At 35.4% G+C, this 17,172-nt stretch carries 18 protein-coding genes and 1 other annotated feature; of the genes, 3 read left to right on the forward strand and 15 right to left on the reverse strand.

What is annotated here, in order from left to right:
* Window positions 1-8: 8 nt before the first annotated feature.
* The 4 genes from MHB75_RS05340 to MHB75_RS05350 form a co-directional block, all read right to left on the reverse strand.
* Window positions 9-857, reverse strand: a complete 849-nt coding sequence (locus MHB75_RS05340; RefSeq protein ID WP_141273986.1) for a MurR/RpiR family transcriptional regulator — start codon at window positions 855-857, stop codon at window positions 9-11.
* Window positions 858-1,173: 316 nt separating this feature from the next.
* The gene (locus tag MHB75_RS15085) at window positions 1,174-1,434 is read right to left on the reverse strand and encodes a phospho-sugar glycosidase domain-containing protein (RefSeq protein WP_445667019.1); all 261 of its coding nucleotides are present in this window, start codon (window positions 1,432-1,434) and stop codon (window positions 1,174-1,176) included.
* Window positions 1,435-1,653: 219 nt separating this feature from the next.
* Entirely contained in the window at window positions 1,654-3,348 is a 1,695-nt protein-coding gene (locus tag MHB75_RS05345; RefSeq protein ID WP_340996318.1) for a sensor domain-containing protein, read from the reverse strand.
* 169 nt (window positions 3,349-3,517) lie between these two features.
* Window positions 3,518-4,462 (reverse strand): tyrosine recombinase XerC, encoded by a 945-nt coding sequence (locus tag MHB75_RS05350; RefSeq protein WP_141273984.1) that lies wholly within the window; start codon window positions 4,460-4,462, stop codon window positions 3,518-3,520.
* Window positions 4,463-5,379: 917 nt separating this feature from the next.
* Between MHB75_RS05350 and MHB75_RS05355 the strand changes: the two genes are divergently transcribed.
* Both MHB75_RS05355 and MHB75_RS05360 read left to right on the forward strand, forming a co-directional pair.
* On the forward strand, window positions 5,380-5,766 hold the full coding sequence (locus MHB75_RS05355; RefSeq protein WP_340996320.1) for a DUF485 domain-containing protein: 387 nt from the start codon (window positions 5,380-5,382) through the stop codon (window positions 5,764-5,766).
* Between the two features lie 8 nt (window positions 5,767-5,774).
* Window positions 5,775-7,319, forward strand: a complete 1,545-nt coding sequence (locus MHB75_RS05360) for a solute symporter family protein (protein WP_141274014.1) — start codon at window positions 5,775-5,777, stop codon at window positions 7,317-7,319.
* A 328-nt stretch (window positions 7,320-7,647) separates the two neighbouring features.
* On the opposite strand, the gene MHB75_RS05365 is transcribed toward MHB75_RS05360, so the two are convergent.
* From MHB75_RS05365 to MHB75_RS05400, 8 genes are all read right to left on the reverse strand, one after another.
* Complete coding sequence (locus MHB75_RS05365; protein ID WP_141273982.1) at window positions 7,648-7,848, reverse strand: cold-shock protein; 201 nt, start codon at window positions 7,846-7,848, stop codon at window positions 7,648-7,650.
* A gap of 174 nt (window positions 7,849-8,022) precedes the next feature.
* Complete coding sequence (locus MHB75_RS05370) at window positions 8,023-8,160, reverse strand: hypothetical protein (RefSeq protein ID WP_170214747.1); 138 nt, start codon at window positions 8,158-8,160, stop codon at window positions 8,023-8,025.
* A gap of 112 nt (window positions 8,161-8,272) precedes the next feature.
* Window positions 8,273-9,058: a tryptophan synthase subunit alpha gene (gene trpA, locus MHB75_RS05375; RefSeq protein ID WP_141273981.1), complete on the reverse strand. Its 786-nt coding sequence runs from the start codon at window positions 9,056-9,058 to the stop codon at window positions 8,273-8,275.
* The gene (gene trpB / locus MHB75_RS05380; protein ID WP_340996326.1) at window positions 9,051-10,250 is read right to left on the reverse strand and encodes a tryptophan synthase subunit beta; all 1,200 of its coding nucleotides are present in this window, start codon (window positions 10,248-10,250) and stop codon (window positions 9,051-9,053) included. Before trpB ends, trpA begins: the two co-directional genes overlap by 8 nt.
* Window positions 10,251-10,868: a phosphoribosylanthranilate isomerase gene (locus MHB75_RS05385; protein ID WP_141273979.1), complete on the reverse strand. Its 618-nt coding sequence runs from the start codon at window positions 10,866-10,868 to the stop codon at window positions 10,251-10,253.
* The gene (trpC, locus tag MHB75_RS05390) at window positions 10,868-11,650 is read right to left on the reverse strand and encodes an indole-3-glycerol phosphate synthase TrpC (RefSeq protein ID WP_340996327.1); all 783 of its coding nucleotides are present in this window, start codon (window positions 11,648-11,650) and stop codon (window positions 10,868-10,870) included. The genes MHB75_RS05385 and trpC overlap by 1 nt, the downstream gene beginning before the upstream one ends.
* Window positions 11,647-12,672, reverse strand: a complete 1,026-nt coding sequence (gene trpD / locus MHB75_RS05395) for an anthranilate phosphoribosyltransferase (RefSeq protein ID WP_340996329.1) — start codon at window positions 12,670-12,672, stop codon at window positions 11,647-11,649. The genes trpC and trpD overlap by 4 nt, the downstream gene beginning before the upstream one ends.
* 75 nt (window positions 12,673-12,747) lie before the next feature.
* Window positions 12,748-12,965 (reverse strand) — a binding site (T-box leader).
* A 115-nt stretch (window positions 12,966-13,080) separates the two neighbouring features.
* Complete coding sequence (locus tag MHB75_RS05400; protein ID WP_340996330.1) at window positions 13,081-13,725, reverse strand: alpha/beta hydrolase; 645 nt, start codon at window positions 13,723-13,725, stop codon at window positions 13,081-13,083.
* A 149-nt stretch (window positions 13,726-13,874) separates the two neighbouring features.
* Here MHB75_RS05400 and MHB75_RS05405 point away from each other — a divergent pair, with 149 nt between their 5' ends.
* On the forward strand, window positions 13,875-14,327 hold the full coding sequence (locus tag MHB75_RS05405; RefSeq protein WP_340996332.1) for a hypothetical protein: 453 nt from the start codon (window positions 13,875-13,877) through the stop codon (window positions 14,325-14,327).
* 136 nt (window positions 14,328-14,463) lie between these two features.
* Here MHB75_RS05405 and MHB75_RS05410 read toward each other — a convergent pair whose 3' ends face one another.
* The 3 genes from MHB75_RS05410 to MHB75_RS05420 all read right to left on the reverse strand — a co-directional run bounded on the left by MHB75_RS05410 (window position 14,464) and on the right by MHB75_RS05420 (window position 17,049).
* Entirely contained in the window at window positions 14,464-14,937 is a 474-nt protein-coding gene (locus MHB75_RS05410) for a hypothetical protein (protein WP_141273974.1), read from the reverse strand.
* A gap of 53 nt (window positions 14,938-14,990) precedes the next feature.
* Complete coding sequence (locus tag MHB75_RS05415) at window positions 14,991-16,403, reverse strand: DHA2 family efflux MFS transporter permease subunit (protein ID WP_340996334.1); 1,413 nt, start codon at window positions 16,401-16,403, stop codon at window positions 14,991-14,993.
* A gap of 64 nt (window positions 16,404-16,467) precedes the next feature.
* Window positions 16,468-17,049, reverse strand: a complete 582-nt coding sequence (locus MHB75_RS05420; RefSeq protein ID WP_141273973.1) for a TetR/AcrR family transcriptional regulator — start codon at window positions 17,047-17,049, stop codon at window positions 16,468-16,470.
* Between the last annotated feature and the right edge of the window lie 123 nt (window positions 17,050-17,172).

The following is a 17,172-nucleotide window of genomic DNA, read 5'->3' on the forward strand; positions in this document are numbered from 1 at the left end:
ACATCTGATTATTCAAAGTGATGATGTATAATTTGCTTAGTTTGATGTAACATATCCGCATGTATTTCATAATTATCGATAAAATAATGATAATACAATAAATTTACAATATACTGTTGAGCAATAATTGATGTAATCGCAGCAGTACGAATAATATCAATACCTTCTATTTGACTATGAACTAAAACAACTGTCGATTTGGAAGCTAAACGACTTGAAGGGTTAGATACAATACTAATGAGCGGAATGCCTAATTCATTACACACTGTAGCCAATGTATTCGTTTCTTCTCTTTCTCCTGAATTCGAAATGAAAATTCCTACTTTTTTCTTCTGCTTAGCAGTTAATGCTGTCGCAATCAAATGTGCGTCCTCTGTGTGAAGTACGGATTTTCCAAGTCGAATAAATTTTTGAGCTATATCTTGTGCGATAAGATTAGAAGAACCTACACCATAGACGATAAGTTCATCAGCATTCTTTAATAACTTCGTACAAGATTCAATGATATGATCACTCATTAATTGTTCTGTTTCATTTAGCGCTGCAGTCATACGAAGATTCAATTGGTGTTTAATTTGCTTAAGTGAATCGGTCGTTTTAATCTCTTGTTGTACTTGATTCCCATGTGAATTTTCTGCGGACAATATAATTTTTAAATCTGGAAACCCTTTTACCCCAACTGATTTACAAAATCGTGTAATCGTCGCATTACTTACTCCTACGCGTTTTGCTAATTCTTGTGTTGATAAATAAATGACTTCTTGTGAATGAGCTATTACATATTGTGCAACAGCTTGTTCTGCTTCGGATAGTGTAGATAATTTAAATTGTATTTGAAAAATTAAGTTATTTGACATCTCAAAAGTCCTCCTTACAAAACTGCTCGTTCTACATGATTTCTAACTTCTCTGCATGAATCAGTAAATGTAAACCTACTATAATATGCATACATAATCCTATTATATAGGACAAAGTATGTCCTTGTGTAATGAAATTAAATTTACTCTAATGTGAAAAAGGAATCTCTTACGCAAAAGCGACTCCTTTTCTTATAGACGTATTCATTTCTTCTAGCTTAATCTTCTGATTACGTGGGCAAATTGATAATAAGGATTGATTTTTTTTCGAATTTTTCCGATTGTAAAGACATGCTCACTCTATGGTAAATATCCTTTAACTGAGATCTACTTCCCTAACATACGAACCCATGCCAAGTATATCCATCGTAATATCTCCCGCTTTTTTCCCTCTAGATTTACCAAATAGAACATTTTCGGAAACATAAGAGCGACTCTCTTGTAAGCAAATAACGTCGCTTGAAAGATCAGAACGCGTATGAAAGGTGAATTGATGTATTAACTGGATTGCATGCGCGAATATAGAGCTTGTACGATGTTTTTCGAGCGTTGGTGCATTGTTTAAGGTAGTAGAGATATCGCTCTAGAGGAATATTTTCACGCTGTATCAACTGATACTACTGTTAAAAGAATGAATCATCTAACACGAAGGATTGAATGGGGATTTCTTTTAGTCCAGATAGTAAAGCTTTTGCTTGTTTTGTCATTTGTACATATCGTTGTAAATCGAATTAAGGATTTTTCATAAACATAAAAAAACAATTCATCGCTACTAAAAGGATGAATTGCTTTTTTATTAAACAAGTAGTGCTTCAATTTCTTTGGCTGGAAGTGGTTTTGAGAATAAATAGCCTTGTAGATAATCACAATTTGATTTTTCAACAATGCTTTGTTCCATAACCGTTTCAATACCTTCAGCTACCACCTTCATATTAAAGATTTTAGCTAATCCTATAATGGCACGAATCATATTTTCCTCATTCGTATTTTCATGGATACCACGTATAAAGTCACGATCAATCTTCAATGTATCAATCGGAAACGTTTTTAAATAACTTAATGAAGAATAGCCCTTTCCAAAATCATCTAGCGCAATTGTTACCCCAAGTTTTTTTAATTCACTAAATGTTTTTGTTAAAATGTCGCTATTATGCATTAAAGAATTTTCCGTAATTTCAATTTCGATTAATGTAGGATTACAATTATTTTTCTTTAGAATACACTCTAATGTATCGACGAAATTTTTCTCTTTTAAGTGTAGTGGTGAAATATTAATCGCGATTTTTATTGGTTCTGGCAAGGTCTTTTGCCATAATACAGCCTGTCTACAAGCTGTCTCAATTACAAACTCATCAATTGCTGTTGAAAGCCCTAATTGCTCAGCGAAATGAATAAATAACTCGGGAGAAACCCAACCAAAATCTTCATCATACCATCTAATCAGTGCCTCTACGTCCACTATCTTTTTCGTATGTACATGGTACTTTGGTTGGTAGTAGAGTAAGAAGTCTTGATTACGAATGGCATTGCGCAATTTTTTTTCAAATAAAATATGATTTTGAAACTTTGTATTCATGATTGTTTGATATTCTACATAGTAATTTCCTTTGCGTTCTTTTGCATTCATAAGTGCGATGTTAGCTGTACGAATCACTTCATCAAACGATGCAACTTCAAGGACAGAATAACGAACGCCAATACTAACCGAACTATAAAATTCAAACCGATCTACTTCAAATAAATCATTAAAACGAAATAAAATAGCATTAATTAAACGAAGTGCGTCTTTATTTTTACACATTACTACAAATTGATCGCTACCATAATGATAAACTTGTCCATATATATTCACAATTTCTGTAAGAATCGAAGCGACATTTACTAAGAATAAATCGCCAATATGATGACCAAAGCTTTCGTTAATAATCTTAAAACGATTAATACCGATTAGTAAGAAGGCGTAACCTTCTTTACGCTTTGAATTTTTCATCATTTGTTCGTAAGTCATACGTAATTTCCGGCGATTTTGTAGTCCAGTTAGTTCATCATGGTAAGCTAAATGCTCATAATGTTGTGCATTCTTTTGTTCTGTAATATTTGTGCGAATCGAGATATATTGATAAGGCTTACCCTTTTCATTTAAAAAAGGCACAATGGTCGTCTGTACCCAATAAAGCGCCCCATCTTTTGCACGATTACAAATCTCACCTTTCCATACCTTACCGTTACCGATTGTTCGCCACATTTCTTTAAAGAATGTTTTAGAATGATAGCCGGAATTGACAATTTTATGGTCTTGTCCAATCAATTCAGAAGTTGAATACTTCGAAATTTCGCAAAAGGGTTTGTTGACAGAAATAATTTTCCCTTGCGCATTTGTAATCGCAACAATGACAGATTGATCAATGGCTGCTATGATATCAGCCATTACTGACTGATCAAATTGTGCATTGTCTAATAGTTCTAAAGTAGCGTTCATTGAAACATCCATCTGCAACCCTCCCCTAAGTGACGTATAATCGAACCTATTTTACCATAAACTTACGTATAAATGCTCATTTCACATTTAATTTTTAGGAAATAAAATATTTATTTATATTTATTAAATAAATAGACCCGCAACTTTTTACTTATTTTTTACAAATGGTGGTTTTTAATTTTTATTTCTTATTCAAAGGATGTTCCGTCATTACACGCTGAATTTCTTTATTTTCAACATGTGTGTAAATCTGGGTTGTTGAAATATTCGAATGCCCTAAAATTTGTTGTAAACTTCGAATGTCTGCTCCTGATTTATAAAGGAGTGTGGCCGATGTATGGCGTAATTTATGCGGCGTGAGTTTCTTTTTTTCAAGACCAGAATCTTGATTGATTTTTCGTACCAAATTCGATATGGCTTGTCTTGTTAAACGCGTCCCTTTTTGTGATAAAAATAACGCCTGCTGTTCTCCTCTTACTTGTAAATAGCGTGAGCGAATCTTCATATAAGAAGAAAGAGCTTCTAAACATTGCTCATTCAAATATAAGTTACGTTCTTTATCCCCCTTTCCACGTACTGTTAGAATATCATTGTGTACGGAATCCATATCTAAAGCGCATAACTCGCTCACACGTATTCCTAAATTCAAAAAGAATGTCATCATGCAATAATCACGTTCAGGGTGTCTCGAGTGTTCTACGCCCTCTAAAAACTGATGTGATTCTGTAATATTCATATAAACAGGTTGTTTTTTACTTAACTTAGGTGCCTCTAATTCATCTGCTGGGTTTTGCGTAATTAAACGTTTTTTCGATTTTAAATAGTTGAAGAATGATTTAAGTGTCGCTACTTTGCGCGAACGCGAAGCAGCTCCGTTCCCTCGTTTCACTTCACAATACTCTAAAAACAGATAGAGATCTTCCAAGGTTAATTGTTGTAAATCCTCTATTGTAAAAAGATTCGAATCTACTTCATTTATTTTATCTAAATCTAAATCATGTGAGATTGCAATTTGAAATCGTAAAAATAATCGTAAATCATATTCGTATTCTTTTCTTGTTCTTTGGGATTTTCCTTTAATCGCTGTTAAATAAACTAAGAAGTCGCGTACATATTTCGGAAGCATTCTTCCACCTCTTTTACTAAATTCTAGTCTATTATATCATTAAAAAACTTTCCCAAATGTATATTTGGGAAAGTTTTTGTGTTTTAAAGCTCTTTTAACCTATTTCCCCGTAAAATGGTGCGTTAAATACAGTAAATCTATTGCATCCAAATGAACTCTGTTTTACTTATATGTGATGTTTTTCACATAGTGATTTACTTTTTCTAAAACCACTATCTAATTTAGCAAGTAGTATTACCTTTCATTTAACGAATGATTAGTAATTCGTTAAATGAATCATATTCCTAAAAAGTATACACAAAGAGCAACTCTATTATATGAAGTTGCGTTTAAAAGTAATCCACGCAACTTCATTTGAATATTCAGATAATTTATCGTGGAAGATAATAATTTTAAAATCAACATATATGGTAATAAATGTTTTATGGAAAATAGATAAAGGGTATGTAAAAAGAAAATAATTTTTCTTTTTACATCTATCGATTTAAAAAGTTACTTTTCCTTTAATTAGTAAATAAATCAAAAAAATATCATTTGTTGTTTTCGTTCTTTTATGTCTTTTACAATAAATAAAATACGTTCATTCGATTTTTTTATGCTTAGAACTATAAAAATCTCGTTAAAAACAATTTTTTCTCTGATTTTTTTCGTTTTTGATACAAAACAGGGAGTGATCGAAAAACTGTCATAAAACAGCTAAAATTTGCTTTTTCGACTAACAGACATCATAAAAACATCATATATTTTGAGATATTTTTCTCTTTAAATAGAATTTTAAGTACCTATTAAAGAAAATTTTTAATTTTTTAAAGAAAAAAGTGTTGCATTTTAAAGCGCTTTCAAATAATATTAACTCAGAGCTAGGAAATAATTACCTTGCTCGCCAAAAAAACTATATAAAAAGGAGGCATACTTTTATGGATCAAAACTTAAACGGTTCTGATGTTCTAAATGTAAAAGCAACATCAACTGAAGTTGATAAAGCAGTTGAGTTAACAGAGCAAGAGTATGTGAAAATTTCAGAAAGCTCAGAATATCATGCGCTTGTGAAAAAGAAAAACAAATTCCTTGTTCCAATGACGATTTTCTTCTTAGTATTTTACTTCACGTTACCATTACTAACTTCGTTTACAAAAGTATTACACGCAAAAGCAATTGGAGGTATCACTTGGGTATGGATTTTTGCTTTAGCGCAGTTCATAATGGTTTGGGCATTTGCTATGATTTATGTGAAAAAAGCAAACGCATTCGATAAAGACGCAGCAGTTATTATCGAAAAGGCTAAGGATGGTGGATACAAATGACAAGTGGCATGAGTGGAATTGGTATCGCGTTTTTCGTCGGTATCGTAGGGGTTACATTACTTGTAACATACTTTGCTTCTAAAAACACAAATTCAGCACAAGATTTCTACACAGCTGGTGGTGGATTAACAGGTTGGCAAAACGGGATTGCAATTGCTGGTGACTATCTATCAGCTGCTTCATTCCTAGGTATCGCAGGTGCGATTGCTTTAACAGGTTTCGACGGTTTCTTCTATTCATTAGGTTACTTAGTAGCTTATCTAGTTGTGCTTTATATTGTAGCTGAACCTTTACGTAACTTAGGTAAATATACTTTAGCAGATATGATTACAGCTCGTTTCAACCAAAAGAAAATTCGCGGAACTGCAGCAGTAAGTTCAATCGTTATCGTTTTATTCTACATGATTGCACAATTAGTAGGTGCAGGCGCTCTTATCCAATTATTATTAGGTATCGATTACAAATTTGCTGTATTAATCGTAGGTGTAATGATGACAATCTACGTATTATGGGGCGGTATGGGTGCCACTTCTTGGGTACAAATTATTAAAGCCGTTCTATTAATGTTAGGTACTGTTATTATCTCGGTATTAGTTCTTGTGAAGTTCAACTTCAATATCTTAGAAATGTTCTCTTATGTAAAAACACATCAACCACATGGTGAAGCATACTTAAATGCAGGTGTAAAATATACAAATGGTATTGACACAATGTCAATGATGATCGCACTTGTACTTGGTACAGCAGGTCTTCCACATATTTTAATGCGTTTCTTCACTGTAAAAGATGCAAAAACTGCACGTAGCTCAGTTGTTACAGCAACTTGGATTGTAGGTATCTTCTATATCTTAACAATCTTCTTAGGTTTTGGTGCTGCAGCATTCGTAGGTACTGATGCAATCTTAGCTGCTAACCCAGCTGGTAACATGGCCGCACCACTGTTAGCGGAAGTATTAGGTGGCGACATTCTAATGTCCTTCATTTGCGCGGTAGCGTTCGCAACAATCTTAGCCGTAGTAGCAGGTCTTGTATTATCAGGAGCTTCTGCATTCGGACATGATATTTATGGTCAAATCATTAAAAAAGGTAAAGTAACTGAAAGACAACAAATGTTAGCTGCTCGTTGGGCTTCATTAGGAGTATCAGCATTCTCAATCCTTTTAGCACTTGGTGCACAATCATTAAACGTAGCATTCTTAGTATCACTTGCATTCTGTATCGCCGCTTCTGCGAACTTACCAGTAATTATTTACACAATTTACTACAAAAAGTTCAATACAACAGGTGCGATGGCAGCAATGTTAACAGGTTTAATCACTGCATTAGTTCTTGTAGCAGTAAGTCCGAATATCTGGAATCCTGAAGGTACTGCAATTCTTACAGGTACACCTTTATTCCCTCTTACTAACCCAGCAATCGTATCAGTTCCACTTGGTTTCTTGGCAGGTTGGATTGGTTCATTAGTTGGCGCGAAAGCAGACGCGAAGAAATACGCTGAAGTTGAAGTACGTGCAAACACTGGTATCGGTTCTTCTGGTTCAGTTGATCACTAATTCAACGCAAAAAAGGAATCTCCTCGGAGGTTCCTTTTTTAATATACGAAAATGATTTATCTACCATACACAGGATTACTAATTGGTTACATCAATGAAACGTATAACGATTCCCTACCGAACATGACCTTGTCTCCTACTACAAGCAAGATACAAAGCTCTCTTGATTTTACTTCAACTGTTAAAATAGACTGTAAATATACAACCGCATTTCATTTAAAGATCTATAATGATTATTTTCGCTTTATTGTGTAGCATTTTAATAAAAGAAAACACAAAAAAAGGAAACTGCCGAAGCAATTTCCTTTTTGATTGTAACTCGTTAAAATTAAAATTTTACGATGTTTACTGCTTGTGGTCCGCGTTGGCCGTCTTCGATTTCGAATTCAACTTTTTGACCTTCGTCTAAAGATTTGAAACCTTCGCCTTGGATTGCTGAGAAGTGAGCGAATACGTCAGAACCGCCTTCAACTTCGATGAAACCGAAACCTTTTTCTGCGTTAAACCATTTTACTGTACCTTGTGTCATTTAAATGACCTCCAATTAAGTTATTAATACATAAGCTTTTAAAAAACAAAAAATTCACATATTACAAAAAGTACCGAACAAACACGATTACTCTTTGTAATATGCGAATTCATCTCTAATAAGAACTATTTGATTAATCTTATTATATAACACTTATTACGGTTTGTAAAGCATTTACTGAAAGTTAATTATACCAAAGTTTTTTCTAATATCCATTCCATCTTGAATTGCAATTTGATTCGTAGAAAATAATGGAATGGTCGGTTTGATTAAACGTGCACGCTTAACCGCATCTAATCGAATCTCTGTCACGCGATACCCTTTCTTTTGATAATCGCGAATTGTATGTAAATTATCATTTTTGCATACTTCGAAGTCCCTTTAATAGAAAAAGAACCGCATAAATGCGATTCTCTCCTTTTATCTATGAATTTGTTTCGACTGGTTCTTTTTGAAAGAATTGCTCAATTGTATCATAATCTTTACGGTGCAATGCGTCAACAATCGCACTTCCTACAATCACACCATCAATTCCTTCACTCATTTTCTCTGCTGTTTGTCGATTCGAAATACCGAACCCTGCAAGGACAGGTAAAGATACCAACGATTTAATCTCTTTTAGGTGTTGCATAACATGATCTTGGAAATCTCTTTGTTCCCCTGTCGTTCCATTGACAGTTACCGCATAAATAAATCCTTCTGCTGCTTCCGCAATTTCTTGAATACGCGCTTTAGAACTTGTTAATGATACAAGCTGTACAAGTGCGATATCCGTTCCTTCTAAGAATGGCTGAATTATGTCGCATTCTTCCAGTGGCATATCAGGAATGATTAATCCTTTTACCTTCGCTTTTGTAGCTGCCTTCACAAAATCTTGTAAACCAAAATGAACAAGCGGATTTAAATATGTCATCAAAATAACTGGTGTTTGCACATCTTCTTTTATTTCTTCTAGCATCGCTAAAATAGTACGTAAATTCGTTCCTTCTGCTAAAGCACGCAATCCTGCTTTTTCGATAACAGGCCCATCTGCAACAGGGTCCGAAAAAGGAATCCCTACTTCAATAGCAGTTGCACCCAGTTGTTGTAGATAGCGAATCGTTTCTTTCGTGTGCGTTAGTCCCTCGTCTCCTGCCATAATGTAAGGAATGAATGCTTTTTCACCTTGTTCATTTTTTTGTTCAATTACTTGTTGTAATGTTTTAGTCATGTACTCGTCCTCCTAATGCATCACGTACTTGTGCAACATCTTTATCGCCACGGCCTGATAAGCAAATCACCATGATTTCATTTTTTGTCATCTCTTTCGCTAACTTACTTGCAAAAGAAATCGCATGCGATGTTTCTAAAGCAGGAATGATTCCTTCGATTTTCGATAATAGTTTAAAACCTTCTAATGCATCTTCATCAGTAGCAGATTTATATTCAACGCGTCCAATATCATGTAAATAACAATGCTCTGGTCCAACACCTGGATAATCTAAACCAGCTGATATCGAAATTGCTTCTTGTACCATCCCGTGATCATCTTGTAGTAAATACATATAAGAGCCGTGTAAGACACCTTCTTTTAAATCAGCAAATGCAGCTGCATGTTCCCCAGTTGCAATACCATGACCTGCAGCTTCTACACCATATAAACGAACATTCTCATCTTCTACAAAAGGTGTGAACATACCAATCGCATTACTTCCCCCGCCAACACATGCGACAACTGCGTCTGGTAGGCGTTGTTCTTTTTCTAAAATTTGACGACGTGTTTCGTCACCAATAATACGCTGGAAATCGCGTACAATCGTTGGGAACGGATGTGGTCCGAGTGCCGAGCCTAAAATATAATGTGTGTCTTCTACATTTGTAACCCAGTAGCGCATCGCCTCGTTACATGCATCTTTTAATGTAGCAGAACCTGAATCAACTGGTTGAACTGTCGCGCCAAGTAACTCCATACGAAATACATTTAATTCTTGTCTTTTGACATCTTCTCGCCCCATAAATATTACACATTCCATATCGAACAATGCACAAACCGTGGCAGTTGCTACACCATGTTGTCCTGCACCTGTTTCAGCAACAACTTTTTTCTTCCCCATACGTTTTGCGAGTAAGACTTGCCCTAGTGCATTATTGATTTTATGTGCGCCGGTATGATTTAAATCTTCGCGCTTAAAGTAGATTTTTGGTCCACCTAGATGTTCTGATAATCGCTTTGCAAAATAAAGTGGATTTTCACGACCTACATAGTTGTGTAAGTAATCTTGTAGTTCTTCTTGGAAGCTCGAGTCTTGTCTTGCTTCTTCATATGCTTGTTCTAATTCATTTAAAGCTGTCATTAATGTTTCGGGTACAAATTGACCACCGAATTTACCAAAACGCCCTTTTTTCTCTGTTGTTGTTACCATTTATACCACTCCGTTTCTTGTTTGATTCATAAATGCGCGCATACGCATTTCATCTTTTTGTCCGTCTATTTCAACACCACTTGATACATCAATTCCGTAAGGTTCTACTTGTTCAATCGCACGTCCTACATTCTCAGGGCTTAATCCACCTGCTAGGATGATGTTTTGTCGATTGATTTTCGTATTTTCTAATAATGTCCAATCAAACGTATTACCACTACCACCTTCATATTCAATGCCAGGTGCATCGAATAGATAGTAATCGACGTTATATTGTGCTGCTTTTTGTACATCTTCTTTTGTTCGGACTGAAATGGCTTTAATAGTCGTATATGGTTTTAAAGCTTCAACGACTTGTTGGGGTTCTTGACCATGTAATTGAATCACGTCTAGAGGCACTTCTTTTGCAATGTGTAACATATTCTCCACTGTTTCATTGACGAATACTCCCACTTTTTGAATGGGTTCAGGAATCGACTGAGCTAAAACTTTTGCTTGTTCAACGGTTACTTGGCGTTTACTCTTCGCGAATACAAATCCGATATAATCCACTTGTTCTTCAACAGCTACTTGAATATGCTCTTTTTTAGTTAATCCACAAATCTTCACGCGTACCATTAATAAACACCTTCTTTTTGAACTTGAAAACTTCGAAGTGTTGATTCAACATCTTCTGCGCGCATCAATGTTTCACCAACTAGGATGGCATCTGCACCGTCTTTTGACACAAGTTCTGCATCAGCAATAGTTTGAATACCACTTTCGCTAATAAATACATGTTGATCCATTTCATTACGTGCTGATGCAATTGTTTTTGTATGTTCTAAGTCCACTTCAAATGTTTTTAAATTTCGATTATTAACTCCGATGATTTTTGCACCGATTCTTTTAGCAATCGCATATTCTTCTAAATCATGTACTTCGACCAGAACTTCTAATTGTAATGATGTTGCATAATCATGTAGTTTTTTTAATCGCTTTTCAGGAAGAGTCGCCACAATAAGTAGAATAACGGATGCACCTGCTGTTCTTGCATCTTCAATTTGTACCTCATGTAAGATGAAATCCTTTCGTAGAACAGGTATCGTCACTTCATTTGCGACAGCTTCTAAATCATCTAATGAACCTTTGAAAAATTGCTCATCTGTTAGTACCGATACACATGCTGCTCCCGCACGCTCATATTTTTTCGCTTGCTCAACAGGATTGATATGCGATTGAATCATTCCTTTAGAAGGTGATGCTCTTTTAATTTCTGCGATGACTTGTAAATGAGGTGTTTGAAGCAGTTGATTATATAAAGAATAGACCGGTTTGTCTGTTCCTACTTTCTTTTCCGTGCGTAATCGCTTTTGAATTTCAATCTCTTTTTGTTGTAAGATTTTATCTAAAATCGTCATTTCGTCATCTCCAGTCGTTGATGGTACTGTCGAACTGCTTGTAATTTTTCATATGCTTTTCCTTGTTCAATCGCATGGTTTGCACGATGAATTCCTTCTTGAATCGTCTGTACTTTACCAGCTGCATATAAACCAAGTCCCGCATTAAAAAGTACTGCATCATAATAAGCATCCTTTTTACCAAGTAACAATTGTTCTAATATTCTGGCATTTTCAACTGGCGTACCACCTTTAATTGCTTCGAGTGGATACTCGGGTAAGCCAATTTCTTGTGCGGTAATGGTAAACGAAATAATTTCGCCATCATCGAGTAAGGCGCATGTCGTTTCGCCGCAAAGTGAGGCTTCATCCATTCCTTGTTCACCACTAACGACTAATGCACGTTTTCTTCCTAACTTCTTTAAAACTTCTGCATAGGGAATGACAAAATCAGGACGATTAATGCCTGTTAGTTGATACGTTAAATCAACAGGATTCACAAGAGGACCCACTAGATTAAAAATTGTAGGTGTTCCTAATTGACTTCGAATTTGTCCAATTCGCTTTAATTTTGGGTGCGCAGCAGGTGCGAAAATAAAAGCTAATTTCTCTTGTTTTAATAAAGGACTTACTTTTGACAAGTCCATCGTAGCTGGAATGCCTAGTTCTTCTAATAAGTCTGTACTGCCAGAAGCACTCGATACTTTTCGATTACCATGTTTTGCGATTGGAACATCACAAGCAGCTAAGACAAAAGCGGCTGTTGTACTGATATTAAAACTTTTTAAACCATCGCCACCCGTTCCACAGTTATCTAAATAAGCTAGTGACTGTACACCTTGAACTTCATTTGCATGTTCTTTCATCGTTTTAGCGAGAGCAGCGAGTTCTTGTGCTGTCTCTCCTTTTTTAGCTAGTGCTACTAAGAACGACATAATCTCTTGTTCGGGTGTTTGTTCATCCAACATCTTATGTGCTGCAATCGTCATTTCTTGATTTGTTAAGTGTTCTCTCTGTTCCACTTTTTCAATGAATGCTTTCATACACTTCTCCACTCTCCTCAACTCAACTTTACTTTTGAAAGAAATAAAAAAAGTCCCCATGAAGGAAAAAACCTTCATGAGGACGATATTATTCGCGGTGCCACCTCAATTTCAGATTGCTAAACAATCTGATCTCGACATCCGTAACGAGGATGATTCGTTATCTACTACTACAAAATGGTTCATAGATACTCTCATAAGTCCATTCATATAGCGACTAGATCAGTTTTCACCAACCACTGATTCTCTATAACTAGCTTAACTATACTACTACTCTTACTCTTCAATTTCTCGGCTCTGCTATTTTGATGAGACTGACACTGCTCTCAGTGCCTTCTGCTCATATACGTTCAAAAGTATTGCTTACATCTTATTCCATAGAAAATAGAATGTCAAGTGATTCATTTATTAAGATATATGTTGTTTTAAGAAACGAATAATTTCACGTTGTACTTCAGGTGTAACACCGTGACCGTCTTCAAATGCCATAAATGTTACATTAGCTTGTTGGTCTTTATAGAAGTCGCGTGCTTCTTCACCCCATTGATATGGTAGTACATAGTCCATCTTACCATGTGAAATAAAGACTGGTAGCGATACAACGCTACGTTTACTATATTCTTCTTTGACATGTCCTGGTAAATAACCACTTAATGCGATGGCTCCAGCTAAGCGTTCTATTCCTAAAACAAATGGTAATGTTTCAGCTAATGCTGCACCTTGGCTAAAACCGAGTACGAAAACTTTTGTTGCATCAATTGAATACGTTTGAATGGCTTCTTCAATAAATGCTTGAATATGTAAGACGATTTTATCGAAAATTTGACGATCTGGTTTGCCGAAATCTTCATCAATGAAGAACGCATAACCAGGTGCTTGTGTAATTGGTCCACGCAAGCTGAAAATATGGTATTCATCTTGAAGTTCTGTTAATAAGCCTGGTAAATCCTTCTCGTTACTTCCCATACCATGTAACAAGAAAACGGCTGGATATAACTTTCCTGCTTCTTGTTCTTTTGGTGCAGTGTGTTCAAATGTAAATGGCGATTTCATCTATAAATCTTCCTTTCAAAACGAATTACTTGTATCATAGCATATCGCTCGATTCCACGTAAATCCATTATGCACCAGACACAAAATACCGTATTAAGTGCAAACTTTTTGCTTGGTTCATGCGTCTAATGTATAAAGGAGGGACTCTTGTGGTGAGAAGATGGTTTTCAAAGCGAAAAAAACAGCAGCGTATGGTTGAGCAGATATTACAAAATAATCGTCACATGCTATATAAAATTCTCTATTTGTATGTAGGTGATGAGCAGACAGCACTTTCTATTTTAGAGCAGAGCCAGACAGCTTGTTTGAATGCGCACTGGTCAATTGAACAACCCGACTTGTTGTTTAGAAAGATTGTGCAAAAGCATATCGAGTATGCGATGAAAGCTGCACCACTTCCAGCAACCCAAGAGCCATATCGTGCAATTGCTTATTTATATTTTGGCGCACAGTTACATGACGAATTGTTAAGTCGCTTACTGCATTGCGATGAAGATGCACTACAACAAATGATTTTACAAGTGATGGTCAATGCAGAGGGTAAACCACAAAAGATCCAACAAGCTTATGAACATATTCAAGTACCAGCAAATCTTACATAGCAAAAACAAGCTGGGATATCGGTGTAAAAAACACCATCCCACATCATATAAGCATAAGAAAAACTAGAATCGCGCTTTGGTGCGATTCTAGTTTTTCTTTGTGAACTCTTAGTGAGATATTTTGTCCCAGCTTGTTTTATTTTTCTTTCGCATTAAATGCATCTACTAAACGCTGAATCGCTTCATGTTGTGAGAACATCATTGGGTAGCCTTGCCACTTCACAAGTAAATGTTCATTCATTAAAAAGTCATTCAACCGATCATTCGGTAACTTCTTTTTCAATTGTAGCAATTCTACTACGTAAAGTGTTTTACCCTTTACTTTATAACTCACAATAAAGCGTGGCTCTTTCTCAAAATAATTATGGTCTGTTCGTTCATACTTTTCAATATGAACAAGTGGTGTAGACTCAATAAAAGGTGTTGCTTCTTTCCCTTTAAAAGTCATGCTTTTTTCACCATTTGAAATCGTTACCTCATCTACTTGTTGTACGTGATTCAGAATATCTTCTGTGGCTCTTTGTTGTTTTTGATTCTGATTGTACATATTCCAAGCAGCAATTCCAATAACAACAAGTATCGAGATAAAGATCATCCATCTTCTTTTCATTCTATCTACTCCTATATGTAACACATCTTTTACGATTGTATCACATCTAGTCGTTATTCAACATGCACACGTTTTACAAAGAATGTTGAGATGAAGCCAATTAACGCAATTCCAGCAATATAATGGAATACATGGTTTGTTCCAGCTGCAATCATCTCTGTTGGTAGTGATTGTGGATTTTCAGACATGAAGATTTTTTGACCTTGTACCATTAAAGTAATCGCAACTGCTGTTCCCGCTGCACCTGCGATTTGCTGTAATGTGTTCATCACGGCTGAACCATCTGAATAAAGCTGTCTCGGTAATTGATTTAAACCGTTTGTTTGAGCAGGCATAATAATAAATGAAATACCTGCAAAGAAAACAATATGCGAACCAATTACTTGCCATAATGCTGCATCTGCTTTTAGTGAGAAGATGAATAAGATACTGCCGATAAAGGCAAGTGCAAAACCAATTGTTAGTAGCGTTTTTGCACCGATTTTCTCAAAGTTTTTTCCAATGAATGGAGCTAAAATGGCATTAATTGAACTACCTGGTAATAAGATAACTCCTGCTAGAGCAGCACTGTATAGAAGTGCTCCTTTTACATAAAGAGGTAGTAAAATCGCTGTTGATAAAATAAGTAACATCCCAATGAATAATTGTAATGTACCCAGTGTAAACATCGGTTGCTTAAAGACAGCTAAATTTAACATTGGAATCTTCATTGTAAATTGTCGAACGACAAATAACATGATTGCGATGACACCTGTTACAAGTGTTACCCATACTTCAGGTGCTGAAATTGATTTTTCAGCAATCGTACTTAAACTAAAGATTAGACCACCGAAACCAATCGTTGATAATACAATCGATAAAACATCAATCTTCGGTTTTGTAATCGTTGCGACATTGTCAATTTGCTTTACACCGAATACCCCTAAAGCAATAAATAAAATAACGCTTAGCCAGAAAATATAAGCCCATCCAAGTGAATCGACAATTAAACCGGCGATTGTAGGACCTACAGCTGGTGCTGTTGTAATAACAAGTCCCATTAAACCCATAACAATGCCGCGTTTATAAATCGGAAAAATTAATAAAATAACGTTCATTAAAAGCGGTAAAAGAATACCCGTTCCTAACGCTTGTATAATACGTCCGATTAATAAAATCGCAAAGCTCGGTGCTAACGCTGCGATAATTGAGCCAATAATTGAGAAAGTAAATGATGCGATTACGAGTTGGCGTGTCGTAAACCATCTTAAAATAAGTGCGGATACAGGAACAAGAATTCCAAGTGTTAATAAATATCCTGTTGTAAGCCACTGTGCGGCAGATGCATTAATCGAGAAATCTGCCATAATATTTGTTAATGCCATGTTTAATGCTGTTTCACTGAATAGACCAATGAAAGCTCCTAACATCAGCACAAATGCCATTCCTTTTGGACTTCTTACTTTTACTACTTGTGATTGTGTCAATTGTATAACCTCTCCCTTGTAATTAGACCAGTCTATATAATTCGATGGAAAAATGTTACCTTTACTATTTTTGTAATAATAAAGGTAACATTTTTACGATATCTTGAAGTGGTTGATTTGATTTTTTAGTGAGGCTAAGTGTTACTGCCCCCTCAATCAACGCATTCAATGTACTGCTAATTAAACGAGCTTGTTCTTTTGAATAATCAGATGCGACTAGTTTTTCAATATAAATTTCTTCAAAACGTTCAAAAACAGCTTCACATTTTAAACGAAGACGTTCATTCACTAATGCTGTTTCGGCAGCCATCAATCCAATTGGCAATGAATCTGCACAAAGCGGTATATTTTCAACCACTGCAAATTTATCTGCAATTTTTAAAATATGTGCTTGAAAAGCTTTTAATGGCTCTACTTCGTTTTGTGTGTCTTCTAAAATATTTGCGGCAACCATCGCACCGAATCGTTCGATTGCTTCGCTCGCTAACTGTTCTTTACCATTTGGGAAGTGGTAATAGAGCGAACCTTTTGGCGCACCGCTCTCTTTAATAATCTGATTTAATCCTGTTGCATGATAACCATTCATATGAAAAAGACGCGTAGCTGTTTGTAAAATTCGTTCACGTGATTGATTTTTACTTGTCATCGTAAGGCACCTCGAAATTATAGTGATTGGTCTAATTAATGATATTAAATACTTTTTAAATGATTGTCAATGTGCTTTTCTTTAGTACGTTTTTTTTAATTTTTATATATAGACTAGAGAGGT

The organism is Kurthia sp. FSL E2-0154, from assembly GCF_038003625.1.
Lineage (GTDB): Bacteria > Bacillota > Bacilli > Bacillales_A > Planococcaceae > Kurthia > Kurthia gibsonii.